25 protein-coding genes are annotated in these 26,965 nt (G+C 61.8%); 15 read left to right on the top strand and 10 right to left on the bottom strand.

Going from position 1 to position 26,965, the window contains the following annotated elements; translation table 11 throughout:
* From AC1Q6C_RS19710 to AC1Q6C_RS19700, 3 genes are all read right to left on the bottom strand, one after another.
* Positions 1–591: thiolase family protein (locus tag AC1Q6C_RS19710; protein WP_492666736.1), on the bottom strand; the 591-nt coding region annotated here is incomplete at its 3' end.
* A complete protein-coding gene (locus AC1Q6C_RS19705) occupies positions 588–1,250 on the bottom strand; it encodes a 3-oxoacid CoA-transferase subunit B (RefSeq protein ID WP_020906493.1) in 663 nt (220 codons plus the stop codon). The genes AC1Q6C_RS19710 and AC1Q6C_RS19705, both read right to left, overlap by 4 nt.
* Positions 1,247–2,014, bottom strand: coding sequence for a CoA transferase subunit A (locus tag AC1Q6C_RS19700; RefSeq protein WP_178377363.1), 768 nt, complete (start codon positions 2,012–2,014; stop codon positions 1,247–1,249). The genes AC1Q6C_RS19705 and AC1Q6C_RS19700 overlap by 4 nt, the downstream gene beginning before the upstream one ends.
* A 167-nt stretch (positions 2,015–2,181) precedes the next feature.
* On the opposite strand from AC1Q6C_RS19700, the gene AC1Q6C_RS19695 reads away from it, so the two are divergent.
* Positions 2,182–2,961 carry an IclR family transcriptional regulator gene (locus AC1Q6C_RS19695; protein WP_047269005.1) on the top strand — a complete coding sequence of 260 codons (780 nt, stop codon included), beginning with the start codon at positions 2,182–2,184 and terminating at the stop codon, positions 2,959–2,961.
* Here AC1Q6C_RS19695 and AC1Q6C_RS19690 read toward each other — a convergent pair.
* Entirely contained in the window at positions 2,958–3,560 is a 603-nt protein-coding gene (locus AC1Q6C_RS19690; RefSeq protein WP_047269055.1) for a helix-turn-helix domain-containing protein, read from the bottom strand. The two genes, AC1Q6C_RS19695 and AC1Q6C_RS19690, sit on opposite strands and share 4 nt — an antisense overlap.
* Positions 3,561–3,672: 112 nt before the next feature.
* Here AC1Q6C_RS19690 and AC1Q6C_RS19685 point away from each other — a divergent pair, with 112 nt between their 5' ends.
* The 10 genes from AC1Q6C_RS19685 (at position 3,673) to AC1Q6C_RS19640 (ending at position 17,297) form a co-directional block, all read left to right on the top strand.
* Complete coding sequence (locus tag AC1Q6C_RS19685; protein ID WP_073513455.1) at positions 3,673–5,076, top strand: MFS transporter; 1,404 nt, start codon at positions 3,673–3,675, stop codon at positions 5,074–5,076.
* A 109-nt stretch (positions 5,077–5,185) separates the two neighbouring features.
* Positions 5,186–7,093, top strand: a complete 1,908-nt coding sequence (locus tag AC1Q6C_RS19680; RefSeq protein ID WP_492666735.1) for an alkyl/aryl-sulfatase — start codon at positions 5,186–5,188, stop codon at positions 7,091–7,093.
* Between the two features lie 17 nt (positions 7,094–7,110).
* The gene (locus tag AC1Q6C_RS19675; RefSeq protein WP_270008644.1) at positions 7,111–8,091 is read left to right on the top strand and encodes a linear amide C-N hydrolase; all 981 of its coding nucleotides are present in this window, start codon (positions 7,111–7,113) and stop codon (positions 8,089–8,091) included.
* Positions 8,092–8,195: 104 nt separating this feature from the next.
* Positions 8,196–9,527: an MFS transporter gene (locus AC1Q6C_RS19670; protein ID WP_270008645.1), complete on the top strand. Its 1,332-nt coding sequence runs from the start codon at positions 8,196–8,198 to the stop codon at positions 9,525–9,527.
* Positions 9,528–9,573: 46 nt separating this feature from the next.
* Positions 9,574–10,770: an anhydro-N-acetylmuramic acid kinase gene (locus tag AC1Q6C_RS19665; RefSeq protein WP_003941439.1), complete on the top strand. Its 1,197-nt coding sequence runs from the start codon at positions 9,574–9,576 to the stop codon at positions 10,768–10,770.
* Entirely contained in the window at positions 10,767–11,642 is an 876-nt protein-coding gene (locus AC1Q6C_RS19660; protein WP_003941452.1) for a MurR/RpiR family transcriptional regulator, read from the top strand. The genes AC1Q6C_RS19665 and AC1Q6C_RS19660 overlap by 4 nt, the downstream gene beginning before the upstream one ends.
* A gap of 97 nt (positions 11,643–11,739) precedes the next feature.
* Complete coding sequence (gene murQ, locus AC1Q6C_RS19655; RefSeq protein WP_199267501.1) at positions 11,740–12,657, top strand: N-acetylmuramic acid 6-phosphate etherase; 918 nt, start codon at positions 11,740–11,742, stop codon at positions 12,655–12,657.
* Positions 12,658–13,437, top strand: a complete 780-nt coding sequence (gene nagB, locus AC1Q6C_RS19650) for a glucosamine-6-phosphate deaminase (RefSeq protein ID WP_270008646.1) — start codon at positions 12,658–12,660, stop codon at positions 13,435–13,437.
* A gap of 60 nt (positions 13,438–13,497) precedes the next feature.
* Positions 13,498–14,913 (top strand): FAD-dependent oxidoreductase, encoded by a 1,416-nt coding sequence (locus AC1Q6C_RS19645; protein ID WP_158170331.1) that lies wholly within the window; start codon positions 13,498–13,500, stop codon positions 14,911–14,913.
* An 86-nt stretch (positions 14,914–14,999) separates the two neighbouring features.
* Complete coding sequence (locus tag AC1Q6C_RS19640) at positions 15,000–17,297, top strand: serine/threonine-protein kinase (protein ID WP_064443213.1); 2,298 nt, start codon at positions 15,000–15,002, stop codon at positions 17,295–17,297.
* Between the two features lie 27 nt (positions 17,298–17,324).
* On the opposite strand, the gene AC1Q6C_RS19635 is transcribed toward AC1Q6C_RS19640, so the two are convergent.
* Positions 17,325–17,633, bottom strand: coding sequence for an amphi-Trp domain-containing protein (locus AC1Q6C_RS19635; protein WP_037129603.1), 309 nt, complete (start codon positions 17,631–17,633; stop codon positions 17,325–17,327).
* Positions 17,634–17,881: 248 nt separating this feature from the next.
* Here AC1Q6C_RS19635 and AC1Q6C_RS19630 point away from each other — a divergent pair, with 248 nt between their 5' ends.
* The 3 genes from AC1Q6C_RS19630 to AC1Q6C_RS19620 all read left to right on the top strand — a co-directional run bounded on the left by AC1Q6C_RS19630 (position 17,882) and on the right by AC1Q6C_RS19620 (position 21,137).
* The gene (locus AC1Q6C_RS19630) at positions 17,882–18,325 is read left to right on the top strand and encodes a Fur family transcriptional regulator (RefSeq protein ID WP_037129600.1); all 444 of its coding nucleotides are present in this window, start codon (positions 17,882–17,884) and stop codon (positions 18,323–18,325) included.
* Positions 18,326–18,361: 36 nt separating this feature from the next.
* Positions 18,362–20,584, top strand: a complete 2,223-nt coding sequence (gene katG, locus AC1Q6C_RS19625; protein WP_003941458.1) for a catalase/peroxidase HPI — start codon at positions 18,362–18,364, stop codon at positions 20,582–20,584.
* Positions 20,585–20,663: 79 nt separating this feature from the next.
* Positions 20,664–21,137 carry an NUDIX hydrolase gene (locus AC1Q6C_RS19620; protein ID WP_003941446.1) on the top strand — a complete coding sequence of 158 codons (474 nt, stop codon included), beginning with the start codon at positions 20,664–20,666 and terminating at the stop codon, positions 21,135–21,137.
* Between the two features lie 17 nt (positions 21,138–21,154).
* Here the strand turns inward: AC1Q6C_RS19620 and AC1Q6C_RS19615 are convergent, their stop codons facing one another.
* Genes AC1Q6C_RS19615 through ctaD form a run of 3 tightly spaced genes read right to left on the bottom strand, consistent with a single transcriptional unit; the run spans position 21,155 to position 23,937 of the window.
* Entirely contained in the window at positions 21,155–21,973 is an 819-nt protein-coding gene (locus tag AC1Q6C_RS19615; RefSeq protein ID WP_209922894.1) for a universal stress protein, read from the bottom strand.
* A complete protein-coding gene (locus tag AC1Q6C_RS19610) occupies positions 21,951–22,202 on the bottom strand; it encodes a hypothetical protein (protein WP_007726433.1) in 252 nt (83 codons plus the stop codon). Before AC1Q6C_RS19610 ends, AC1Q6C_RS19615 begins: the two co-directional genes overlap by 23 nt.
* Positions 22,195–23,937 carry an aa3-type cytochrome oxidase subunit I gene (gene ctaD, locus AC1Q6C_RS19605; protein ID WP_007726434.1) on the bottom strand — a complete coding sequence of 581 codons (1,743 nt, stop codon included), beginning with the start codon at positions 23,935–23,937 and terminating at the stop codon, positions 22,195–22,197. Before ctaD ends, AC1Q6C_RS19610 begins: the two co-directional genes overlap by 8 nt.
* Positions 23,938–24,136: 199 nt before the next feature.
* On the opposite strand from ctaD, the gene AC1Q6C_RS19600 reads away from it, so the two are divergent.
* Entirely contained in the window at positions 24,137–24,517 is a 381-nt protein-coding gene (locus tag AC1Q6C_RS19600; protein WP_007726436.1) for a VOC family protein, read from the top strand.
* A gap of 3 nt (positions 24,518–24,520) precedes the next feature.
* On the opposite strand, the gene AC1Q6C_RS19595 is transcribed toward AC1Q6C_RS19600, so the two are convergent.
* Together AC1Q6C_RS19595 and AC1Q6C_RS19590 are read right to left on the bottom strand one after the other, a co-directional pair.
* Positions 24,521–26,221 carry a sensor histidine kinase gene (locus AC1Q6C_RS19595; protein ID WP_042452382.1) on the bottom strand — a complete coding sequence of 567 codons (1,701 nt, stop codon included), beginning with the start codon at positions 26,219–26,221 and terminating at the stop codon, positions 24,521–24,523.
* Complete coding sequence (locus AC1Q6C_RS19590; protein WP_054187603.1) at positions 26,211–26,942, bottom strand: response regulator transcription factor; 732 nt, start codon at positions 26,940–26,942, stop codon at positions 26,211–26,213. Before AC1Q6C_RS19590 ends, AC1Q6C_RS19595 begins: the two co-directional genes overlap by 11 nt.
* Positions 26,943–26,965: the final 23 nt, after the last annotated feature.

Here is a 26,965-nt window from a genome sequence, read left to right as displayed (position 1 = left end):
GCCGTCTTTCCAGGCGCGGGCCGCGTTCTGGTGTGAGGCGGCGGCGAAGGCGTCCTGCTCGGCGCGGGTGATGTGGGTGGTTTCTTGTTGGTTGACTTGTTCGGTGAGCAGGCCCATGGCCTGGTCGGTGAAGATGTCGTGGAGGCCGTCGTAGGCCATGTGGTCGCGGAGGGTGACGTCGCCGTATTTGAAGCCTTCGCGGCTTTTTTCGAGCATGTGGGGTGCGCGGGACATCGATTCCTGCCCGCCGGCGACGACGATGTCGAATTCGCCGGCGCGGATGAGTTGGTCGGCGAGGGCGATGGCGTCGATGCCGGAGAGGCACACTTTGTTGATGCTCAGGGCGGGGACGTTCATGGGGATGCCGGCGGCGACGGCGGCTTGGCGGGCGGGCATCTGGCCGGCGCCGGCGGTGAGGACCTGTCCCATGATGACGTAGTCGACTTGTTCGGGTGCGACTGAGGACTTGTCGAGGGCGCCTTTGATGGCGATGCCGCCGAGGTCGGACCCGGAGAGGTCTTTCAACGATCCGAGGAGTCGACCCATCGGGGTACGAGCTCCCGCAACAATCACAGTGGTCGTGTCGGTCATGCCAGTTCAACTTTCAGTTCGGTGCCGGTTGCGGCGACTACGTCTTCGACGCTGACATCGGGGGCGAGTTCACGCAGGACGAGTGGGCCTTCGTCGCTCACGTCGATGACGGCGAGGTTGGTGATGATCCGATTCACCACGCCCTGGCCGGTCAGGGGCAGGGTGCACGCGTCGACGATCTTGGGGTTGCCGTCGCGGTCGTTGTGCTCCATGACGACGATGACACGCCGGGCACCGTGGACCAGGTCCATTGCGCCGCCCATGCCCTTGACCATCTTGCCGGGGACCATCCAGTTTGCGAGGTCACCCGTCTTCGACACCTGCATACCGCCGAGGACTGCGGTGTCGATGTGGCCGCCGCGGATCATCCCGAACGAGAGGGCCGAATCAAAATATGCTGCACCGGGGTTAACGGTCACGGTCTCTTTGCCGGCGTTGATGAGGTCAGGATCGACGTTGTCCTCGGTGGGATACGGTCCGGTGCCGAGAATTCCGTTCTCCGAGTGCAGGACCACACGAACGTCCGAGCCCAGGTATCCGGGAATCAGTGTGGGAAGGCCGATTCCGAGATTGACGTACTCCCCGTCGATCATCTCTGCGGCCGCCCGCGCTGCCATCTGCTGGCGCGTCCAACCCGTCACTGTCACTGGTGCGGTCATCGTGAGGTTCCTTCCGAAGCGCTGACGGTTCGCTTTTCGATTCGCTTGTTCTGAGGTCCGGTGTGGACTACGCGCTGGACGAAGACCCCAGGTAGATGCACTGACGCCGGATCGATTTCACCGGGCTCGACCAGACGTTCCACCTGCGCGATGGTGACCCGTCCCGCCATCGCGGCGAGCGGGTTGAAGTTCATCGCGGTCTTGTCGAACACGAGGTTGCCGTCGGTGTCTCCGAGAACAGCGTGCACGAGTGCGTAGTCGGCGTTGATCGCCTCTTCCATTACGTAACGCTTGGTTCCGAAGACGCGAGTCTCCTTCGGAGGCGATGCAATAGCGATCGAGCCGTCGGCGTCGTAGCGCCATGGCATTCCGCCGTCGGAGATGGGGCTACCCACCCCGGCCGGTGTGAAGAATGCGGGGATTCCGGTTCCGCCGGCGCGCAGACGCTCGGCGAGCGTTCCCTGCGGCGTCAGTTCCACTTCGAGTTCGCCGGCCAGGTACTGCCGGGCGAACTCCTTGTTCTCACCGACGTACGACGCGGTCACTCGTCGGATACGGCCGGCGCTCAGCAAGATTCCGAGACCGTGATCGTCGACGCCGCAGTTGTTGGAGAACACCTCGAGGTCGGTTGCACTCGTAGCTGCGATCGCGTCGATCAACACGTCGGGGATGCCGCACAAGCCGAATCCGCCGACGGCCAGCGTTGCGCCGTCGACGATGTCGGCGACCGCCTCCGCTGCGGACTCGTACACCTTTGCTGTCATGTTCTCTCCCTGCCAAGCGTTCATTGAGTAGACACTCACTCACTTCGATATCCAGTGAACTATCTCCAGTTCACAGGTTCAAGGAATCTCGAACATCAACCGAGAACTGATCGACTACTGATCGTCTGAAGGAATTTCGTTCATTGAATGGACGCTAGGATGGCTGCATGCCAACTCACGGGCAATCGCCGGCCATGGTCGCGCGGGTGGCTGCACTTCTGCGAGCCCTCGGCGCGTCCGAACCAACGGGCACTTCCACCACGGAATTGGGCAAGGTCACCGGCCTCGCTCGGCCCACTGCGCACCGACTGCTCACGTCCCTGGCTGCCGAAGGACTGGTCGACCGTGACGCACGAACCGGTCGGTGGTCTCTCGGCCCGGAGTTGTACCTCCTGGGGGCGGCGGCCGGAAATCGGTACGACATCACCGACCGGGCTCGCGACGTCGTCGACGAACTTGCCCGGGTCACGGGGGAGAGCGCCTTCCTGTCGGCACGCCGAGGTGACGAGACCGTCTGCATCCTGAGTCAGGAAGGCAGTTTTCCACTGCGATCTCACGTGCTGCACGAGGGGAAGCGATTCCCGTTGGGGGTCGCGTCGGCGGGGCTTGCCATCTTGAGCCATCTACCGACGCGGGACGTCGACGACTATTTCGCCCGAGTGAATCTGGAATCGGAATGGGGTGAGATCCACAGTGAGGCATCAATCCGTGAGCGAATCGAGTCGACGCGTGTCACCGGGTACGCGGTTAATCCAGCCCTCATCGTCGAGGGAAGCTGGGGGATGGGTGCCGCGGTGTTCGACCGCAACGGGCGCCCGGACTGGGCGCTGAGCCTGACCGGAGTGGAAACACGCTTCCGGCCCGCGCGTCATGCCGAGTTGGGAACGCTACTCCTCGAGCACGCTCACACACTGTCGAACCGATTGAAAACGCATGCAGTGAACTAACTTTCGTGAACCAGGTCTTGTGCAGTAGTAGTTTTTGCCTTCGTGCGCACATGTGCCTTCTCGCCTTGCGGGCCGAAAAGATGCAAGATTTCCACCACCTGTTCATCGGCAGGCCCGAACCAATGGGGCTCGGCAGTGTCGAACTCCGCGACTTCCCCGGGGTGTAGGAGAACCTCGTTCGCCCCCAGGATGAGACGCAGATCCCCGGCGAGGACGTAGAGCCATTCGTAGCCGGCGTGGGTGACCAGCTTCGGTGGACGCGGACCGATCACCTGTTTGAAGACCTGCACGCGGCCGGGATAGCGCGTCAACGGAACGACGGCACTGCCGTTCTTGCGTCGGCTCGGGGTGAGATGGACCCGAGGATCGCCCGTAGCGGGGGCGCCGACGAGTTGGTCCAGCGCGACCCGGTGCGCTCGGGCAAGCGGCAACAGCAGATCGAGGGTGGGACGACGCTTACCCGATTCGAGGCGTGAGAGTGCGCTGACAGAGATGCCGGTGGCTTCGGACAGGCCCTCGAGGGTCAATCCGCGATCGCGTCGAAGCGTGCGCAGTCTCGGTCCGATATCGGTGATCAACTGCTCGAATTCAGCATCCATGCCGTCCATCTTTGCAGTTTCCGCAAAATTTCTACCGGCTTCGGACGCTGGAGAGCAACGATCCTTTCGACAGTCGAGTACGGCAGAGCACTTCGAGAGATGGAGTCCGACCATGAAACCTTCGAGCGGGATCGAACCGCAAGTGATCGGACTCGATGCAGGGCGGCGATGGGGCATCCTGGCGATCTGCTGCACGAGCCTGTTCGTCGTCGGGTTGGACACCACCATCGTCAACGTGGCCCTGCCGACGATCGGTGAGGGATTTCGCGTGGGAACCCGTGGTCTGGAATGGGTCGTCAACGCATACACACTCGTCCTGGCGAGCTTGCTGATCTCGTCCGGAGCAGTGGCCGATCGTTTCGGCAGGAGACGAGTCTTTCAGATCGGTCTGGTGGTTTTCGGGGTGGCGTCGATTGCCTGCGCGCTCGCTCCGTCCGTCGAGATGTTGATCGCGGCGCGGATCGTCCAAGGCGTCGGCGGGTCGATGCTCAGTCCGGTTGCCTTGGCGATCGTCGTCAACGTGATGACCGACCCGAAGGAGCGGGCCAAGGCAATCGGGGTGTGGGCCGCGGTCTTCGGCCTGAGTATGGCGGCAGGGCCGATCGTCGGCGGCGTGCTCATCGAAAGTTTCGGCTGGCGATCGGTTTTCTGGATCAACGTGCCGGTGATCTTGGCCGTGCTCGCCCTGACTGCTGTGTTTGTTCCGGAGTCCCGAGCGCAGCAGTCGCGACGACTCGATCTTCCCGGTCAGTTGCTACTGGTGATTCTTGTCGGCGGGGCGGTTGCCCTTCTGATCGAGGGTCCGCGAATCGGATGGTTCTCTGCCGCGGCGACGGCAGGGTATGTCGTTGTTGCTGCAGCGTTGGCCGCATTCATCCGCGTCGAATCACGCAAGCGCGAGCCACTGATGGATCTGGCGCTCTTCCGCCGCAGACCGTTCTCGTCGGCTGTGGTCGGCGCTGTCGTGGTGTTCGTGGCGTTGAACGCGACGCTACTGCTCGGCACGTTCTACTTGCAGCACTCCCGCGGTATGAGTCCGGCCCTGGCCGGCGCGATCACCCTCCCGATGGCTGTTGCGGCAACGGTCTGCGCGCCGTTGTCCGGAATACTCGTCGGACGCTTCGGCCCGCGGCGACCGCTGCTGATCGCCGGTAGTTTCACGACGCTCGGTGGACTGTGCCTGGTCTCGCTCGACAACAACACGGCGATTCCGATGCTCTTGGCCGCTTACCTGTTCCTCGGTATCGGATTCGGGTTCTCGAATGCCCCGATCACCAACACCGCCGTCAACGGGTTGCCGAGATCGCAGGCGGGGCTTGCTGGTGGAATAACCTCCAGTGCACGCCAATTCGGTGCTGCTCTCGGTGTTGCGCTGGCCGGTGGCATCATCGGCGGCAGTGCATCGGTGGATGTCGCGCAGGCATCGAGGTCGGGATGGATCCTGGTTGCCGGATGTGGGATCGCGGTCCTGGTGATTGCACTCGCATCTCGGAATTCCGAGGAACTCCCCGGCTGATCACCTCGCGTGTTCGTGGGAGCTTCACCCTGCGCGGGTGATTCCAAGCGCGTGCCCAACCGATACAGATGATGGGGTATCAGATCGTCGTATCCGAGCGGGGAGTGCCATGTGCCAGACACCGAAGGACGCAACACCGGCCACAGTCACGGCGAATCGCGAGGCAGTCGCACGGTATGCCATGGACGACCGGCAGGATTTTGCCGACGCGGATCGAGGGTTGATCGCTCCGTTGCCGGGCAACGTTCTCGGCGACGACGGGCATGTGGTCTTCGACCCGGACGCTTTGGCGTACATCGGTGACGACGTCCCCGCACCCGACACCGTCAACCCCAGCCTATGGCGCCAGAGTCAGGTCATACGCCGAGGTGGGCTTTACCAGGTGACGGATCGCCTCTATCAGGTGCGGAACAACGACATCGCGAACCTGACGGTCGTAGAGGGTGACGAGGGACTGATCGTCATCGACTGTATGGCCGGAGTCGAATCGGCACGGCAGGGCATGAAGATGATTCGTGAGCATGTCAGCGACAAGCCGGTCGCGGCAATCATCTACACGCACACCCATATCGACCACTACGGCGGAGTCAAGGGAATCGTCGACGTCGAGGACGTTGCGTCGGGAAAGGTGCCGATCATCGCACCGGGCACGATCGCATCGTTCGACAAGTTCGCGATCGGGGAAAACGTTGTGGCCGGCAATGCCATGGCCCGGCGGTCCTTCTATGCCTTCGGTGGACTGCTCGACCTCGGCCCGAAAGGGGCAGTCTCTTGCGGAATCGGTGTGCTCAGCACCAAAGGCCCCCAGATCTCGTATATTTCGCCGACCGACAGCATCACGGAGACCGGAACGAAGCGTGAGATAGCCGGTCTGGAATTCGAGTTCCTCTACGCGCCGGATACCGAGGCCCCGGAGGAAATGCACATCTGGATCCCCGAACTCGCCGCGCTGACCTGTGCGGAGAATGCCAATCATTCGCTCCACAACATCCAGACCTTAAGAGGTGCGCGCACTCGCGACGCTCGGAACTTCGCTCGGTATCTGGACGAGACTCTCGAACGGTGGGGAGACGACGCGGCTGTTCACTACGGACCGCACACGTGGCCGGTGTGGGGTAACGAGAACCTGGTGCCGTTCATCGAATCGCAAAGGGACACTTACAAGTACATTCACGACCAGGCACTCCGTCTCGCGAACAAGGGGTACACGCCGCTCGAAGCTGCCGAGGTGATCGAACTACCGGACGAACTCGGGCGCAAGTGGTACAACCGCGGATATCACGGCACTCTGCACCACGACGTTCGCGCCGTGTACACCAAGGAACTGGGAATGTGGGACGGCGATCCGGTGTCGCTTCATCCTCATCCGCCGGTCGAATCGGCGAAGAGGTTCGTCGATCTCCTTGGCGCGCAGAAGATCCTGGACGAGGGTAAGCGGGCATTCGACGCCGCGGACTACCGATGGGCGGCAGAGATCCTGCACAAGTTGGTGTTCGCGCAACCGGAGAACGCCGAAGCGAGGAACCTGCAAGCCGACGTCTACGAGCAGATGGGCTATCAAGCCGAAGGGCCGCAGTGGCGTGGGATCTATCTCTCGGCCGCGTTGGAACTACGCGAGGGCGCCCAGCCTGCCCCGTACGTCACGGCAAGTCAGGACAGTGTCCTCGCGATGCCCATCGACATCCTCTTCGACTTCGTTGCAATACATCTCATCGGCGACAAGGCCACCGACGCGGAACTGCGGATCGATTTCGTGTTCACCGATCGCGGCGACGAGGCATGGACTGCGTGGGTCAAGCGCGGTGTCCTCAATGCACGTAAGGGTGCGTCACCGAACACACAACTGACGGTCTCGGGCCCGAAGGCGGCGCTCGTGGGAGCGCTTCTTCAACCGGGCGCGGCCGCCGAACTGGCCAAGGCCGGGCAGATTTCGCTCGACGGAGACGAATCAGCGCTCGACACGCTGGGAGGGTTGCTCGATACCTTCGATCCCAGTTTCAATATCGTCACGCCGTAACGAAGGGATAGCTTTCGATGTGTACACGCTTGGTCTACTTGGGGCCCAACGACACTGTGATCACTGCTCGATCGATGGATTGGAAGGTCGACCTCGGAACAAACCTCTGGGCATTCCCGCGCGGCATGACCAGAGAGGGCTGTGCAGGTCCGAACTCGATACAGTGGACGTCGAAATACGGAAGTGTTGTCGCGACGGCCTACGACATGTGCACGACCGACGGGGTCAACGAGGCTGGGCTGTCTGCCAATCTCTTGTGGTTGGTCGAGTCCGAGTACCCGACGTATGACGGTTCGACCCCGGGATTGTCGATCGCGGCGTGGGCGCAATACGTCCTGGACAGCTTTGCGACAGTTCAGGAAGCGGTCGAAGTGCTCGCGTCGGAACCGTTCACGGTAGTGACCGCTGCCGTTCCCGGCGAAGACCGCCTCGCAACGCTGCACATGTCGCTCTCGGACGCTGGGGGAGACAGCGCGATCATCGAGTACGTCGGTGGACGCCCGACGATTCATCACAGCCGTGAGTACCAGGTGATGACCAATTCGCCGATCTTCGATCAGCAACTCGCCGTCAACGAGTACTGGAAGCAGATCAACGGAACCGTCATGCTGCCCGGAACCAACCGTGCCGCTGACAGATTCGCTCGGGCGTCGTTCTATGTCGATGCGATACCGCAGACGGACGATCCGCGGGCGGCGTTGGCATCCACCTTCAGTGTTATTCGGAATGTGTCGGTGCCCCTGGGAATTTCGACTCCCGATGAGCCCAACATCTCATCGACCCGTTGGCGCACCGTCGTCGATCACAAACGCACGCTCTATTTCTTCGAGTCGGCGATGACGCCCAATACCTTCTGGGTGGACGTGGCGTCGATGGATCTCGCGGAAGGGACACCCGTCCGAAGGCTCGGACTCGGACCGAACGAGAGCACCGTCTATTCCGGTGACTCCACTGACCAGTTCGAACGGGCGGAGGCATTCACGTTCGCGGGAGCATAAGGCTTCCGGGCGTAGCAAAAATCCAATCGTGAAACTTCTTGACATTTATACTCCGTTCAGATGAAACTTTGTTGCATATTCGGGTTTCGTCAACGGAGGACGGCATGGGCATCACAGTGCAGACACGGAACGATGGTGCGCAGCTCAAACGGCGCAGGGCGCTCGTCGCCGGCTCCGTCGGAAATTTCATCGAGTGGTACGAGTTCGGTGTGTACGGGTTCTTCGCGACGATCATCGCGTCGAACTTCTTCAGCGCCGACGGTTCCGGCGACCTCGAAAGCCTGATCAAGACCTACGCGTCGTTTGCGCTGGCCTTCTTCTTCCGTCCAGTGGGGGCCGCGCTGTTCGGTCGACTCGGTGACCGCATCGGCCGACGCCCCACCTTGGTGATCGTTCTTCTGCTGATGTCGGGTGCGACGACCCTGATCGGTGTGCTGCCCACCTACGAGAGCGTCGGAATTCTGGCACCGCTGCTCTTGACGGTCCTTCGAATTCTGCAGGGATTGTCGGCCGGCGGTGAGTTCGGCGGTGCAGTGTCGGTTATGACCGAGTTTGCTCCGCCCGGCCGACGCGGGCTCTACGGCTCGTGGCAGTCGTTCACCGTCGCGCTCGGACTGCTCGCCGGTGCGGGGATCGCAGCACTCCTCGCTACTGTCCTCGACCCGTCACAGCTCGGTGACTGGGGCTGGCGCATTCCGTTCCTCCTTGCACTTCCGATGGGTCTGGTTGCTCTGTGGCTCAGGCTCCGGCTCGAAGAAACGCCGTCGTTCGAGCGTGCTCGATCAGTACAGTCCGAACCGACAGCTGATGCAGCGGCGCCTGTAGTGCAGCCGACTGTCGGAGAGACAGCCAAGGCGATTCTGCTCGGAATCGGGCGGTTGATGGGGTGGTCTGCTGCCGGTTACACGTTCCTCGTAGTGATGCCGACTTATCTTCAAAGTTCGCTCAACGCGACTTTCCATCAGGCACTTGTTGCTTCCGTGCTCGCCAATGCGGGCTTCGCGGTGACCATTCCGATCGCGGGTGGACTCAGCGATCGCATCGGACGACGCGCGGTCATGCTCACCGGCACCGTGATAATTCTGGTCTTGGCTCTGCCGCTGCTCAACGTCCTGCAGAATGAGCAGACGTCTCTGACAGCCAAGGGATTTGCAGTGTTTGCCGCCGGAGCCGCAGTGGGACTTGTTGCCGGACCCGGACCCGCCATGCTCTCCGAGATGTTCCCCACCTCGGTCCGGTACACCGGATTGGGACTCGCATACTCCCTGTCCAACGCGGTCTTTTCGGGCTGCGCCGGTCTGATCATCACGTGGTTGATCAAGGAAACGTCCAATCTCGATATTCCGGCCTACTTCGTGATGGCAACGTGCGCCGTCAGCGCGATCGCCTTGAGTACCTTGCGAGGGAATGCCCACAAGCGGGCACTCGTCGACTGACCGCAGTTCTTCCGAATGCCGAAACGATGCGAGTAAGGGATATTTCATGAGAGTCATCGGTCTGATGTCCGGTACTTCGTACGACGCTATCGATGCTGCCGCAGCAGACATCCGGATCGACGGGGACACTCTTGTGCTCACCCCACTGGGCATGGTCAGCGAACCGTATTCCGGTGAGTTGCGGGCTGCGGTGGCGGCTGCGGTACCGCCGGCGTCCACCACTGTCGGTCAGATCTGCCAACTCGACACCGAGATCGGACAGGCATTCGCGGCCGTGGCTGCGCGGGCGAACGAGGAACTGTGCGGTGGCAGTGCGGAATTGATCTCCTCACATGGTCAGACGATGTTCCACTGGGTCGAAGGAGCGCAAGTAAAGGGCACTCTTCAGCTCGGGCAGCCGGCCTGGATAGCCGAGAAGACCGGATGCACGGTCGTGTCGGACCTGCGCTCTCGCGACGTGGCGACGGGTGGTCAGGGTGCACCACTGGTCAGTGCGTTCGACGTATTGTGGCTCAACGGAAGAACTTCGGGTTCCGTCGCGCTCAATCTCGGTGGCATCGCCAACGTCACTGCTCCGGGAGGCGCTCCGACATCGACGGCAGATGGTGCCGCAGTACCGATTGCCTTCGACACCGGCCCCGCAAATGCGTTGATCGACGCTGCGGTAAGCGAATTCACCGCGGGGGAGCAGTGGTTCGATCTCGGAGGTGCTCTGGGCGCAGCCGGCACACCGAACGTCGATCTGCTCGCACAACTACTGAGCGAACCGTATTACGCGCAGCCCGCTCCCAAGAGCACAGGCAAGGAATTGTTCCATCGGGACTACCTACTCGCCGCACTGCGGGGCTACGAATCCTTGTCTCTGGCCGACATCGTCGCCACACTGACTGCACTGACCGCCCGGACCGTCGCCGATTCCGTCAAAGCACTGGCGGCTACCGAAGTGGTGGTGTCAGGCGGTGGCACCAAGAACCCGACGTTGATGGCGATGCTCCGTGACGAACTGGGCGACATCGCGCTTGTCTCTTCGGACGAACTCGGCGTCACCTCCGACATCAAGGAAGCATTGGCTTTCGCGGTTCTCGGCTTTCTCACCGCACACGGATTGCCTGGAAGCATTGCTTCGTGCACCGGTGCACGTCACGCCAGTGTGCTCGGATCCCTGACGCCAGGAAGCCGTGGGCTGCCTAGAATCACATCGGTGCCGTCAGCTCCGAAAACGATGCGAATCGAGGCGTTATGACTTTGGACCGGAGTGCTCCGGCGTCCGTCGACCTGCTTGCTCGTATTCGTGCATCACTGAGTAGCCTCTCGCCTGCCGAGCTGCGGATCGCCGAAATCATCGAAGCCGACCCCAGTCTGGCCTCCACCCTGACGGTCAACGACCTCGCCGAACGAGCGTCGACAAGCACGGCGACAGTGGTCCGCACAGCCAAAAGGCTCGGTTTCGAGGGTTATCCACAGCTTCGTCTCGCGCTGGCGGCGATCAGCGGGTCCGGTACAGAGAACACGATCCCGCTCGGTGTGGACATCGTTGCTGCCGACTCGGCCGGTGAGGTGATGGCCAAGCTCGCCGAGTTCGAATCCGAACAGCTCAAGGGCACGGCGCAATTGACAGATCCTGCTGCGCTCGAAGAAGTTGTGTCCCGGATTCGATCCGCCCGCCGCGTCGAGGTCTACGGCATCGGCGCCTCTGGCATCGTCGCGCAAGACCTCACGTTGAAGCTCTCTCGCATCGACGTCAACTGTCGGGTTCATCTCGACCGAGACGCGGCCATGGTCAGCGCCAGCTTGCTCGGACCGGACGACATCGCAGTGGGGATCTCACATTCGGGTGAGACTTCGGATGTCGTGGAACCACTTGCCCTTGCGCGTCGAACCGGGGCGTCGACGGCTGCGATCACCGGAGGGGCACGATCGACGCTCGCCGTGCAGTCACATCACGTTCTGCTCACTGCCGGTAGAGAATTCGGTTTCCGATCGGCTGCGATGGCAAGCCGCACCGGTCAGCTGTTGGTAGTCGACACAATTTTTGCGATGGTGGCGCACTCGCTGCCCAGCGCACTCTCTGCTCTGCAACGAAGCCATGATGCCATTGCTTCGAAGCGGCACTGACGAGGAGTCGTCGCTGTGAGTACTGACGAGGAGTCGTCGCTGTGAGTACTGACGAGGAGTCGTCGTAATGAATATCGATCGAGGAGGACTCGCCACAATGCAATTGGAAATGCTCTCCACCGAGAGACCCAACCCTCTGACCCGCGATCTCGATGTCATGTCGGTGTCGGGTCTGCTGACGGTGATGAATCAACAGGACGCAATCGTGGCCGACGCGGTAGCAGCGGTACTACCCGCCATCGAAGCCGCAGTCGACTTGATCGTCGCGGCCCGAGCACAAGGTGGTCGACTGATCTACCTGGGAGCGGGGACAAGTGGGCGTCTGGGAGTTCTCGACGCAGTGGAATGCCCTCCGACGTTCGGGACCGATCCGGGCGAGGTGATCGGCATCATCGCCGGTGGCCCAGGAGCGTTTCTGAACGCCGTCGAGGGGGCAGAGGACGATCCGCGAGCGGCTGGGGTCGATCTCGACGCAATCTCGTTGAACGCCAACGACGTCGTGGTGGGTCTGGCTGCCAGCGGTCGTACCCCCTACGTCATCGGGGGACTCGATCACGCCCGCGAACTCGGCGCTGCAACAGTGGCAGTCTCGTGCAACCGGAACGCGGCAATGAGTTCTCACGCCGGCGTGGCCATCGAAGTGGAGACCGGGCCCGAAATCCTCACCGGATCGACGAGGCTCAAGGCCGGAACTGCGCAGAAGATGGTGTGCAACATGCTCTCCACGGCCAGTATGGTTCGCTCCGGGAAGGCATTCCACAATCTGATGGTCGATCTTCGGCCGACCAATGCCAAGCTTGTCGATCGTGCGAACCGGATCGTCGCGGCAGCCACCGGAGTCGATACCGAGATCGCTGCGGAGACCATCGACAATGCCGATGGTCATGTGAAGGCAGCGGTCGTCATGTTGTTGGCCGAATGCGACTTCGCCGAAGCAACCGAACTTTTGGACCGCGCTTCGGGTTCGGTACGTGAGGCCATCGTCGGAGCCGGCACGAGCAGTGAGGATGTCTGAATGGAAATCGTCATAGTTCCCAGTCCGGAGGACGGCGGGCGAATCGCTGCAGATATCGTTTGTGGCGCAATCGAAAACGGAGCGCGGATGCTCGGCCTCGCGACCGGATCGTCACCGCTGCACACGTATCGAGAGCTGATCAAGAGGCATCGAGAATCGGGAGTGTCGTTCGCGGCGATGAGCGCGTATCTTCTCGACGAGTATGTAGGTCTCACGTCCGATCAGCCGCAGTCCTACGCGCACACCATCCGCACGGAACTCGTGGATCACCTCGACATCGACAATGCGCGAGTGTTCAGCCCCGACGGCGGGGCCGCGGATCCCAGTGACGCTGCCCGGCGTTACGACGCTGCCATCGCCGAAAACGGTCCCATCGACGTGCAGATCCTCGGCATCGGCCTGAACGGACACATCGGTTTCAACGAGCCCTCCTCCTCGCTTGCATCGCGCACCCGAGTGAAGACCTTGACCGAGAGGACCCGCGCCGACAATGCACGGTTCTTCGCAGACCCAGCCGACGTACCGCATCATGTGATCACGCAAGGGCTCGGAACCATCAGTGATGCACGGCATCTCGTCCTGATCGCGGACGGCGCCCGCAAAGCGCCCGCCGTCCGGGCCGCGGTCGAAGGTCCGGTCTCGGCATTCTGCCCGGCGTCGGTGCTGCAGCTGCATCCACACGTGACCGTCATAGTCGACGAGGCAGCTGCCGGCGAACTCCAACTAGCGGACTTCTACCGCTACACAACCGAGCACAAGCCTGCAGAGCAGGGTTACTGAAAAGCGGGCTGCTGAAAGCGGACTTGATCTCCAGCGCAGTTGAGGTCCTAGCCTCGGGGGATGATCAACGCCAGAGGTCCAGCGGTATCCCCGCCTGCGGCGCCCCGATTCTTCTCACCACCGCTCAGTGTCGCGATCGTCGGAGCGGGGCCGGCGGGAATCCACGCCGCCGGCGCTCTCGCCGAACTTGCGCCCGGCACCAAGACAGACGTGTTCGAGCGTCTACCGACGCCGTACGGACTGGTGCGCTACGGTCTCGCACCAGGGCACCCCGAGTCCGAAAAGTTCGCCCATTCTCTGCACACCACGCTGGTCGCCAGTGAGTTCCGGCTGTTCTGCAACGTGGAGATCGGAAAGGACCTTTCCGTCGATGACCTACGTTCGTCCTACGATGCCGTGATCATTGCAACCGGTGCGCCGCGGGATGCACCTCTCGACATTCCCGGCGTCGAGCTTCCAGGTTCTTTCGGTGGCGCCGAGTTTGTCGGTTGGTACAACGATCACCCGGACAGCTCGCCGCAGTGGCCGCTGAACGCGGAATCGGTCGCAGTGATCGGAGGTGGCAACGTCGCACTCGACGTCACCCGTATGCTCCTCGCCGAGGCGCAATCGCTGCAGGCCACGGACGTCTCCGACCAAGTTCGGGAAGGGATCGCCGGCAGTCGAGTTCGCGAAGTACACATCTTTGTCCGGCGCGGACCAGCCGACGCTCGCTTCTCCCCGAACGAGTTGCGCGCTCTCGGTGAACTACCCGGCGTAGATGTTGTCGTCGATTCTGTCGATGTCGTACCGGACCGGCATGTCGAGCGGATGACCAAACAGTTGGCGCACACCCGACTGACAGTCGAGACACTCCGTGGTTTCGCGGACGCTGCTTCTGCCGATCGGACTTCCCGGCGCCGAGTTCACCTGCACTTCTACCGACAGCCGGCGCAGATTCTCGGCAGCGGGAAAGTCGAAGCACTCCGCGTCGAGCGGACAGACCCGGACGGATATGGTCACGTCACCGCTTCGGGTATCTGTACCGACTATCCGGTTCAAGCTGTGTACCGGGCAATCGGATTTCTCGGGACGCCACTTGCCGGGGTGCCTTTCGATCACGGACGCGGCAATGTTGCGCACCAGGGCGGCGCAGCGGTCGACGAGAGCGGTCTACCGATCGCGGGCTTGTTCGTGACGGGCTGGATGAAGCGAGGTGCCGCGGGGCTGATCGGTGCGGCGCGGCCAGACGCTCGCCAGACAGTCGAAACGATGCTGCACCAACTTGATTCGGCATACGAGCGTCGAGCCGGTCACGGCCGGATCGCGGAGGTCCTCGGGGCCGGCAGAGTGGTGCCCGTCGATTGGGACGGATGGCTTCGCATCGATGCCGCCGAACGTGCCCTCGGTGTGAAGCATGGGCGTGATCGGATCAAAATCAAAGAGCGCGACGAACTCGTTCGCATCGGCACGGAGTCGGCAGTTCACGCCGAATAGATTCGCTGGGGTCTGGAGTACCACCGGGGTTACGCTGAAGTGAGTCACTCCGATTCATTGTGATCGAGGTGCGGAACAGAAGTGTCATGAATGAACGTGGTGCGCAGGCCAGTGACGCGACAATCGCGAGCGGGCCCCTGACCGAACGGGGCACCGTCACCGAGTTGCGCCCTTCAACGCTGCCGGTGGTGCGTGACGGCCAGAACGGTGCAGACGGCCTCGGCCGCCTTGTGGCGGATTGGGAGGAGGGACGAACCCCGTCCGACCTGAGCGACTATCTGCCTGATCCAGCCAAGATTCGTCGGGCGGCGCTGATCGAACTGGTCGGAATCGACATGGAGTACCGCTGGCTGAAAAATGATTGCCCGAAACGGCTCACGGATTACTGTGCCGAGTATCCCGAATTACTCGAAGAACCATTACCGGCCGAGCTCCTGTACGAGGAGTTCCGGCTGCGGAAGCAGGGTGGGGAGGACGTCGCAGCAGCCGAGTACCTCAGCGAGTTTCCCTTGCAGGCAGAGAGTTTCGAGCAGATGTTCGACCGTGATTCGATGGCCGGTCGCGAAGACGTGATGATGTTGGGACTGTCGGGTTTCGACGAGTTCGAAATCGGGCAGCACCTGGACGATTTCGAGCTGGTGTTGGAACTCGGGCACGGCGCATTCGCCCGAGTGTTCCTCGCTCGGCAACTCTCGATGCAGCGGTGGGTTGCGTTGAAAATCTCGCGCAACGTCGGAGTCGAGCCGCAGACTCTCGCCCAGCTCGACCATCCCAACATCGTCCGGGTCTTCGATCAACGGCTGCTCGAGGAACGCGCACTGCGAGTCCTGTTCATGGAATATGTGCCGGGTGGGACCCTGCTCGACGTGGTCAAACTTGTCCGCGTGACACCGCAGGCGCAGCGGTCCGGACAACTACTTCTCGACGCCATCGACAAGACCCTGGCGAAGAAGGGAGAGATGAAGCCCAGCGAGACGAGCCTGAGGAGCGAGATCGCTGCGATGTCGTGGCCGGAGACCGTGGCCTGGATGGGGATGCGACTGGCCGATGCCCTCGAGTATGCGCGTGAGCACGGCGTATTACATCGGGACATCAAGCCGGCGAATGTCCTGCTCAGCGTCGAAGGCATCCCCAAGCTCGCCGACTTCAACGTCAGCTCGAGTGAGGAGGTCTCGACCGAGGACGCTGCATGTTTTGTCGGAGGCTCGCTTGCCTACATGTCTCCGGAGCAATTGGAGGCCTGTGCGGTGGGGGCGCCTGGCACACTCGACACCCGTAGCGACATCTATGCACTGGGCGTGATGTTGTGGGAACTCCTCACCGGGAGTAGGCCTTTCACGGACGACGGTACGGGGGAGAGCCCACCGTCGCCCAAGAAGGCGCTCGAGGCCCGCCGGCGCGGGGTGGATCCCGCAGCCGAGGCACGGCTACCGGACGACTGTCCGCCGGCGCTGCGCCGAGTTCTGGTCAAGTCTCTTTCGCCGGAGAGAGACGGAAGGTGGTCTGGCGGCCGAAAGTTGGCTCGTCAGTTCGCACTGTGTCTGGACCGGTCTGCTCGCAATCTGGTGGACCCACCGGAAGGGAGTCCACGTTCGTCGTTGTGGAAGTGGGCGCTGCCGATAGTGCTTGCCGCGATCGGAATTCCGAATCTTCTTGCGGCGGGCTACAACTACTATTACAACAAGATGCTGATCATCTCGGGTCTCTCGCCGCAGGCTCAGCAGCATCTCGAGCAGGTTCATCTGGTCATCGGGGTGGCTGCGTTCTCTCTCGGTGCCGCAGCGATCCTGTATTGGTGTCGGCTTGCACTCACCGTGCCTCACGGACTGCGCAACGGTCAGACGTACAGCGCGGAGGTCTTGAACAAAGCGCGTACTGCGACGCTGAACGTCGGACATCGCGCGGTCGTGATCGCATTCGGTCTGTGGGTTCTGGCCGGTATCGCATATCCGGTCGCATTGCAGATTGCCGCCGGCGGAATTCCGCAGCGAGCCTACGTGCACCTGATGTCGTCGCTGGCGGTGTGCGGCGCCGTCGCAGTCGCGTATCCGTTCTTCATCCTGACGTACTACTCGGTTCGATGTCTGTATCCGATCTTGTTGTCACACGGCGAGTTACGAAGCGACGACGGACGCGATATTCGCTCGTTGGGTCGGAGCAGCACGCGTTACCTCGCAGTCGCGGCGTCGGTTCCACTGGTGGGAATCGCGGGGCTCAGTTTTGTCGGTTCGGGTGCCGGTGAGGAACTCAACGCAACAGTCCGTGCGCTGTGTTTGGGCGGTATCGCCGGATTCATCGTTGTGTATCAACTGTTTCGACGGATCGAAAGTGACCTCCGAGCACTGCTGCGCGTCGTGTCTCTCGAGGTGTCGGCGTCTCCGTAAGTGCCTGACAACCGTAGTCGAGTCGGCCTATGTGGAAGTGCTCTTGCGTGGTCGGCTGCGACGAACTGCTTTGGTGCGAGGCGGAGACTTCTCTTCCGATTCTTCCTGAGGGTCGTCGCGCCAGTGAATCTCGATTTCTATCTCGACTTCGTTGCCGTCGACTTCGATCTCGAGTTCCCACCGAACCTGTTCCGGAACACTGATTTCGATCGAGTCCCCACCCGACCCCAGCTCCACTTCCGATCCACTGGCGAGGGCTTGGCCGAGGGCGATGAGTCGGTCGGCGACTTCCTGCCGTGAGAGTTCTGACTTCCTCTTGATCTCCAGTTTGGGCACGAGCACTCCTGACCTCGGCGGATTCTCCCTTTCACGGTAGTTGGACGAAGGGGAGATTGTCGGAGTTTCTGGAACCACACAGCAGGACGCGTCGACGCACAACAAACCTGAAGGCGGTGTGGGGACGCCAGAAAGAGCGAGGAATCCGGCTCACTTCCAGCACGGACGAATCGGTCGGGAGGGCCCTGTCAGCGATGATTTTCGCGAAAGTCTGGGTTCAGTCCAGAAGATTGCGCAATAGTGGAAAGGTGCCTTCGACGCCGGATTATGCAGCCCAACTGCGTAACGCTGAGCTTCGCGTGACTCGTCCCAGAGTCACGGTGCTCGAGGTTGTGCATGCACGCCCACACGCAGCCACCGAGACTGTCTTCGATGCTGTGCGGGCTGTTCTGCCGGGGGTGTCGCGGCAGGCGGTCTACGACGTGTTGCACGCTCTCACCGACGCCGGGCTGATCAGGCGGATCCAACCGTCCGGATCGGTGGCGCTGTACGAGTCACGCGTCGGCGACAACCATCATCACGTCGTCTGCCGGTCCTGTGGGGTCGTTGCAGATGTCGACTGCGCAGTCGGAGAGGCACCGTGTTTGACGCCGTCGGCGCACAACGGTTTCGTTCTCGACGAAGCCGAGGTCATTTACTGGGGCTTGTGTCCCGACTGCTCGACAACTCAGAGTTTGCGATCACAAACGTGATCGAAGTCCGTTCTACTCGCTCATGGAGGGATTACCGTGTCCGATAGTTGCCCGGTTGCTCACGACGGAAACACCGAGAGCACCAGCGAAAGTGAAAACCCCGCAATCCCGTCTCCGACGCCTACCGGGAATCGTCCGAGAACAAACAGCGACTGGTGGCCGAATCAGCCGGATCTCTCTGTCTTGCATTCACATTCGTCGAAGTCGAATCCGATGGGTGCCGACTTCGATTACGCCCAGGAATTCGCCAAGCTCGATGTCGAGGCGCTAAAGCGCGACGTCATCGCGTTGATGACGGCGTCGCAGGATTGGTGGCCGGCCGACTACGGGCACTACGGCGGACTCTTCGTGCGTATGAGCTGGCATGCTGCCGGCACCTATCGCATTGCAGACGGCCGCGGCGGTGGCGGCCAAGGTGCTCAGCGTTTCGCCCCGCTCAACAGTTGGCCGGACAACGCCAGCCTCGACAAGGCCCGGCGCCTGCTTTGGCCCGTGAAGCAGAAGTACGGAAAGCAGGTTTCCTGGGCCGACCTGCTGGTGTTCGCGGGCAACTGCGCCCTGGAGTCGATGGGGTTCAAGACCTTCGGCTTCGGATTCGGCCGAGAAGACATCTGGGAGCCCGAGGAGATCTACTGGGGTCCCGAGGACACCTGGCTCGGCGACGAGCGTTACAGCGGAGACCGTGAGCTGTCCGGACCGCTCGGAGCCGTGCAGATGGGCCTGATCTACGTCAATCCCGAAGGACCCAACGGGCAACCGGATCCGGTAGCGGCCGCCCGCGACATCCGAGAAACGTTCGCCCGCATGGCGATGAACGACGTGGAGACAGCTGCGCTGATCGCCGGCGGTCACACCTTCGGCAAGACGCACGGAGCCGGACCGGCCGACCTCGTCGGACCGGAACCGGAAGGTGCTCCCATCGAGCAGCAGGGACTGGGCTGGAAGAGTGCCTTCGGCACGGGTGTGGGTAAGGACGCGATCACCAGTGGTCTCGAAGTCGTGTGGACTCCCACTCCGACGAAGTGGGACAACACCTTCTTGGAGATTCTGTACGGCTACGACTGGGAGCTGACCAAGAGTCCGGCGGGTGCGTGGCAGTGGATTCCGAAGGACGGCGCGGGGGCGGGCACCATCCCGGATCCGTTCGATTCGTCGGCCGGACGCACCCCGACGATGCTGACGACCGACCTGTCCCTACGCCTGGATCCGACGTACGAGAAGATCACCCGGCGCTGGCTCGATCATCCGGAAGAATTCGCCGAAGAGTTCGCCAAGGCTTGGTACAAGCTCCTTCACCGTGACATGGGACCGGTCACGCGCTACCTGGGACCTTGGGTTCCCGAGCCGCAGCTGTGGCAGGACCCGGTTCCCTCGGCCGATGATCAACTGATCGGGGACGCAGACATCGCGATCCTCAAGAGTCGACTTCTCGACTCCGGGCTGTCCATTTCGCAGTTGGTATCGACGGCGTGGGCGTCTGCCGCGAGCTTCCGCAGCACGGACATGCGCGGCGGCGCCAACGGTGCGCGAATCCGACTGGAGCCGCAGAAGAATTGGGAAGTCAACGAGCCTGCAGCTCTCTCCGCGGTGCTTCAGACTCTCGAGCGTGTTCAGCAGGACTTCAACCAGGCTGGTGGAGCAAAGGTTTCTCTCGCCGACCTGATCGTTCTGGGTGGTACAGCGGCCGTCGAACAGGCTGCGAAGAACGCCGGACAGGACATCACGGTCTCGTTCACGCCGGGCCGAACGGATGCAACGCAGGAGCAGACAGACGTCGACTCGTTCGAGGTACTCGAACCCCGGGCCGACGGATTCCGGAACTACCTCAAGGGAGGCGAGAAGATTCCGGCAGAGATTCTGTTGGTCGACCGCGCGTACATGCTGTCGCTGACCCCGCCCGAGGTGACAGTGCTGGTCGGCGGACTTCGCGCGCTGAACGCGAACTTCGGCAATACCCGTCACGGCGTGTTCACCGATCGTCCCGAGACGTTGACCAACGATTTCTTCGTCAACCTTCTCGACATGGGTACCGAGTGGAAGCCGTCGAAGACGGACGAAAACGTCTACGACGGTGTTGATCGCGTGACGGGCGATCCGAAGTACACGGCAACTGCGGTCGATCTCGTTTTCGGATCGAATTCGCAACTGCGTGCACTCGCCGAGGTGTACGCCAGTGCAGACGCCAAGCAGAAGTTCGCCGAGGACTTCGCCGCAGCCTGGACCAAGGTGATGGACCTCGACCGGTTCGACGTGAACTGATCCAGCAGATCGTCGACGACGCCCCGCGAGCTTGTTCTCGCGGGGCGCCGTCATTTCACGCGCACGATAGCGTGGTCGTGTGGCCGATCAATTTGCGCTGGTACCAGCGGTGTACGTGATGTTCTGTCGAAGCAACCCGGTACAACGGCGCGAGGTGCTGCTGCAATTGCGCGAGGGCACGGGATTCATGGACGGATACTGGGCTCACGCTGCTGCGGGCCACGTCGAACTGGGGGAGTCGGCGATCGACGCTGCCGTTCGGGAGGCTGCGGAAGAACTTGGTGTCGAGTTGCTTTCCTCGGAACTGAAGCCGCTGACCGTGTTGCATCGCCGCCACGCGGACGGGAGCGAACCGGTGGATCATCGAGTGGACTTCTTCTACGAATGCCGCACGTGGTCGGGTGAACCACGCCGGATGGAGCCGTTGAAATCTGCAGATCTGCGGTGGTGGCCGGTTGACGAACTCCCGGAGAAGTTGGTCGACCACGAGCGTTTCGTAATCGAAGCCCATCACTCCGGTCAGCTCGCACCCATCCACAGTTACGGCTTCTGACCGGGTGACGATCTGATTCAGGCTTCGCTGGCAACGATGACCGGGCAGTGTGCTTTTCGAATCATCGCACTGCTCGTGGTGCCGAGAGCGGTGTCGTCGAACGAGCCTCGCCCACGCCGACCCACGACGAGAAGCCGTGCCTCGGTGGAGAGTTGTTCAAGAATGGCAACCGAGGGGCCGTCGAACTCGATCTGACGGATCGCGACGCCAGGGTAGAGCGTGGCCCAACCCGACAGTTGCCACGTCAGCGGCGTCGAGTGCTGGGGCGCGTGCCCGGATGCGAAGTCTCGACGCCGCTCGGCCTCTGGCGGCGCTGCGTGCACGACGACCAGTTCGGTGTTCGCTGCCTCTGCTTCCTTGAATGCGATGGCCAGAGCGCTTTCGCTGTAGGCGCTTCCGTCCAAACCGACGACAACCGGCAAGGCTGCCGCAGTGCTGCTTTCACGCGGTGTTCCGACTCTTGCGAACGAACATGTCGGTCCAGGTGCGGCGGGATCGTCCTGTGGTGCGACGATCAAGGCGGCCTCAGCTGTCAGCGCGGTGAGAATTGCGGTGTTCTCCCCGGAGATCAGATCGGTCCGGATCCGAAGATCTGGCGACACCGACTCGGCGATCTGAATGGCCTCCATGAACAGGCCGGTCGGCGATGCCGAGGTGTTCAGATCGGCGCTCGGAGCTACGAAAACGATTCGCATCCAGAGACCGTGGCGATGTGCGAACTCAGCCGCCCACGTGATCTCGCCGGGGCGCAGCGGGGATCCGTCGATGCACACGACCACCGCTCCGTCCGCGGACCACTCCGAGGTGATGAGATCAGTCGATAGTTCGGGCTTCATCGTGAACTCCTCGAGCTGTGTCTGTTGAATGCGAACTAGCTTGCAGGACAGTGCCGAACAGCAATCCTGCGACGACTATCGAGCACGCGGCAGTCGTCAGAGGCAACCACACGAGCGTCGTGACAGCGAACATGAGCACGAGCAACGGGGCGAGGAGATGGCCGGGTTTCGCTCGGCATTCGTGGTGCTGCTTTTCTGCCCAGGCTCGGTACTTCGTGCCGTCATTCATGTTGTTTCACCTCAGTTCTCACGTCGGAAACCGACTTGTGACCAAGCAGTCCGACATGCGCCTCGTCGCGCATTCTTTCGACCATGTGGGGGTAGTGCAGTTCGAATGCCGGCCGCTCACTGCGGATTCGGGGAAGTTCGGTGAAGTTGTGTCGCGGTGGTGGGCAGGACGTCGCCCATTCGAGCGAGTTTCCGAAGCCCCAAGGATCGTCGACGGTCACAATTCGGCCGTACCGGTAGCTCTTGAAAACGTTCCAGATGAACGGAATCGTCGAGGCTCCGAGCACAAACGCGCCGATGGTCGAGATCGTGTTGAGAAGAGTGAAATTGTCCGATGGCAGGTAGTCCGCGTACCGCCGAGGCATGCCCTGGGCGCCGAGCCAATGCTGGACGAGAAATGTTGCGTGAAAGCCGATCAGGGTCAACCAGAAATGGATCTTGGCGAGCTTCTCGTCCAACATCCGGCCGGTCATTTTCGGGAACCAGAAGTAGATTCCGGCGTATGTCGCGAACGCGATTGTCCCGAAGAGGACGTAATGGAAATGCGCGACAACAAAGTACGAGTCGGTGACATGAAAGTCCAAGGGCGGGCTGGCAAGGATGACGCCGGAGAGTCCGCCGAACAGGAATGTGACCAGGAAGCCGACGGAGAACAGCATGGGCGATTCGAAAGTCAACTGCCCCTTCCACATGGTGCCGATCCAGTTGAAGAACTTGACTCCGGTGGGAACTGCGATCAGGAAGGTCATGAACGAGAAGTAGGGGAGGAGAACGGCGCCGGTTGCGTACATGTGGTGCGCCCACACAGCGATCGACAGTGCAGCAATTCCCAATGTTGCGTAGACCAATCCGGTGTATCCGAAGATCGGCTTGCGGCTGAAGACGGGGAAGATCTCCGAGACTATGCCGAAGAACGGCAGCGCCAGAATGTAGACCTCGGGATGGCCGAAGAACCAGAACAGGTGCTGCCACAACATGACTCCACCGGTGGCGGGGTCGAACAGGTGCGCTCCCAGGTGCCGGTCCACCCACAGTCCGATCAAGGCAGCAGCGAGCAGCGGAAAAACGAGGAGGATCAGCATGCTGGCGACCAGCGCATTCCACGTGAAGATCGGCATGCGGAACATCGTCATACCCGGGGCGCGCAGGCAGACGATCGTCGAAACGATGTTGACTGCGCCGAGGATGGTGCCGACGCCGCCGAGAGCGAGACCGATGATCCACAGGTCGGCGCCCATGCCGGGGGAGTGGAGTTCGCTGGTGAGCGGTACGTAGGCGGTCCAGCCGAAATCTGCCGCACCACCAGGTGTTACGAATCCGGCGGACGCGATCAGGCCGCCGAAGAGATAGAGCCAGTAGCTGAAGGCGTTGAGTCGCGGGAAACACACGTCCGGCGACCCGATCTGCAGTGGCATGAGGTAGTTGGCGAATCCGAAGAACACCGGGGTCGCGTACAGCAGGAGCATGATCGTGCCGTGCATGGTGAACAACTGGTTGTACTGCTCGTTGGACAGGAATTGCATTCCCGGAACGGTCAATTCCATGCGCATGAGTAGTGCCATCAGTCCGCCGATCAAGAAGAAGGCAAACGATGTCACGATGTACATCAGACCGATCATCTTGTGATCGGTGGTCCTGAGGATCTCGACCAGTTTCGAACCCTTCGGAGCGGTTCGGGGAATTGCATCGGCGGGGGAATCGACCTCACCGACCGGCCGGGGCGCGAGATCAACCACGACGGCCGCCTACGCACATCGACGTGACGAAAGACCGAGAATGCCTGGGACTGTGGAACATAACGCAATGATCGTGGCGACCGGGAACTCGGACGAGGGGAAAAGGTCCCTAGGATCGGAACAGAGGCATGGCGTAGATCACGTGGTCCCGTACGGTCGAGAGAGTTGTCTTCACGAGCCGAAAGAAAGCGAGATGGTCATGGCATGTCGTATCAGTGAACTGGTGCTCGGTTGCCGGGAACCCGAGGTGCTGGGCCGGTTCTGGTGCGAGGTCCTGGACTTCGTCGTGCTCGATCGAATGGACGACGGTTCGTTGGAGATCGGCCCACGCGAAGGGTTCGGCGGTCCGCAGCCGACGATCATCCTCAGTCGCAGAGACGAACCGGAGAAGGGCAAGCCCCGCCTGCATATCGACGTCAACGCCACCGATCGCGATCAGGAGGCCGAACTGGAACGCCTGTTGAGTCTTGGTGCGCGGCCGGCCGACATCGGCCAGACAGGGCACGAACAATGGCATGTCCTGGCCGATCCGGAAGGTAACGAGTTCTGCCTGCTCAAGGCCCAACTGGATCCGCTCTGACGCTCAACGATGCTGGATCGGCAACGGACTTCGCCTGGGGCTCAGCGGAACACGCCACACCAGTTCGGTGACACCGTTCTCGCTGGTGATGTTGCTCGAGCCTCCGCACTGACGAGCGCGGGTCGCCAGGTTGTCGAGACCGTGGATTCTGGTTGCCTGGTCGATTCCCACACCGTCGTCGACGATGCTGATGACAAGCTCCTCGGTGGCCCGGATGGTGACGTCGATGGCATCGGCATGTGCATGCCGCAGAGCGTTGCTCAAGCCCTCGCGCACAACGGCTTCGGCATGCGGGGCAAGTCGAGACGGGACGGAACTGTCGATGGTTCCCTCGAAAGTGACGCTGGGAGTGATCGACGAGTGGCCGGACAGACCGTTGACGGCATCGAGTAGTCGCCGCCGCAGGCTTGTGGGAGTAGACATCTCGCTCGTATGGAGGTCGAAGACTGCGGTGCGGATTTCACGGACTGTTCGATCGAGTTGATCGACAGAGGTGTCCAATACGGTTCGAACGGTGTCCTCGTCGCCTGGACGTTGCAGCACCCCCTGCAAACTCAACCCGGTGGCGAACAGCTGTTGGATGACGTGGTCATGGAGATCCCGCGCGATTCGGTCGCGATCTTCGAGGACGTCGACCAGTCTTTCTTTCCGTTGCTGTTCTGCGAATTCGACAGTGACAGAAGCGATGTCTGCCATCGCCGTCAGTTGCTCGATCTCGTCCACTCCCCACGGGCGGTTGCTGCGGCGTGACGCGAAGAGAACACCGCCGCCGAACGAGGTCCCGGAGAGGGGGAGTGCGACCACTGATTCGTCGCCGGAAACATTCAGTGCCGGAACGGAACTGCCATGTGGTGCAGAGATCGGCCGCCGGCTCCGCGCAGCGTCGTCGATCACGGTCCCGGACAGATCGACGGCTGATCCGGTCGCGGGGACAGGCTGGGAATCAGCAGCATCGGCGACGTGGACTACCGGCTCTCTGCCGAGGTCGTAGCGAACGACGCACACAAGATTTCCATCCGTGAGGTGCCGCGTCGTCCGAACCAGTTCCGCCAGCGTCTCGTCGCGGGATCCGCCGCTGAGCAGACGTGCATTGACGGCGGCGACGGCCTTGAGCCAGGCTTCTCGCGTCCGGGATTCCTCGAACAGACGCGCATTGTCGATGGCGATGCTCGCAGCATTTGCCAGAATCTGGAGTACAGCCTCGTCGCGGTCGTCGAATGCAGTCCGTTCCGAGCTGTCCGCGAGGTAGATGCTGCCGAACACCTCGCCCCTGACGAAGATCGGAACACCGAGAAACGTGTCCATCGGCGGGTGATTGGTCGGAAACCCTGCCGAGGACGGATGCGAGGAGATTCGGTCGGTTCGAACCGGGCACGGTTCTCGAACGACCAGGCCCAGCAGGCCGTGTCCTTCGGGAAGATGCCCGATCTTGGCAACCTGCCCCTGAGTCAAACCGGAGTGGATGAATCGGGACAAGCGTCCGTCGGGGGATTTCACGCCGAGCGCGCCGTAGTCCGCTTCGAGGAGATGTCGCGCGACGTCGACTATCTGTTGCAGGGTTTCGTCGAGCTGGAGTGTGGACCCGACGGTCAACACGGCACTGAGCAGTTTGGGAATTGCAGTCGGGTTGAGAGCAGTCAGCTCTGCGCTTCCGGCGATGTCGCCGAAAAGGCTGAGCATGAGCGCGTCGCGGCTACCTGGCATGGTGCGTGCCCGTGGTGGCGGAGAAGGGCGAGCCGGACGGCGTCAGCAGGTGAGTGGTCGCCTGGCCCGAAGGATCCGGGTGCGAAGTGCGCGCACGAAGCTTTGTCGCCAGAACTGCGGCCTGCGTTCGACGTTCGAGACCCAGTTTCTCGAGGATGCGTGAGACGTAGTTCTTGACTGTTTTCTCCGAGAGTTCTGCGTGCGAGCTGATCTCTCGATTGCTCAGTCCCTTGCCGATCAACTCGAAGATCAAGAGCTCCTGATCGGTCAACAGGGCTGCCGCAGTACCCGACTCCTGTTCGGACCGGATGCGCCGGACCAAACCGATCACCGCCTGGGTGTTCAACAGCGACTTGCCGGTAGCAACCGTGCGGATCGCCGACACCAGGTCGTGGCCGCGGATGTTCTTGAGGACGAATCCTCGTGCGCCGGCGATCAGGGCGTCGAGCAGTGCGTCGTCGTCGGAGTACGACGTGAGCATCAAAGTGGCGGCGCTCGGGTAGGTCGACGCCAGTTCTCGGCACAGTTCCACACCGTTGCCGTCGGGAAGTCTGACGTCCATGACAACCACGTCGGGTCGGCATTCGGGTATTCCGGCCGAGGCTTCGCGAACACACGACGCCTCGCCAACAACGTTGAATCCCGGTACCTGATTCAACAGGTCTGCCAATCCACGACGGACGATCTCGTGGTCGTCGACCAGATAGATGCCGATCGTCACGGTGGTCACCTCTTCCAGCTCAC

The sequence above is a fragment of the Rhodococcus sp. MT28 genome, assembly GCF_058792695.1.
The sequence above is the reverse complement of the archived record's forward strand: the minus strand, read 5'-3'. Positions and strand labels throughout refer to the sequence as shown.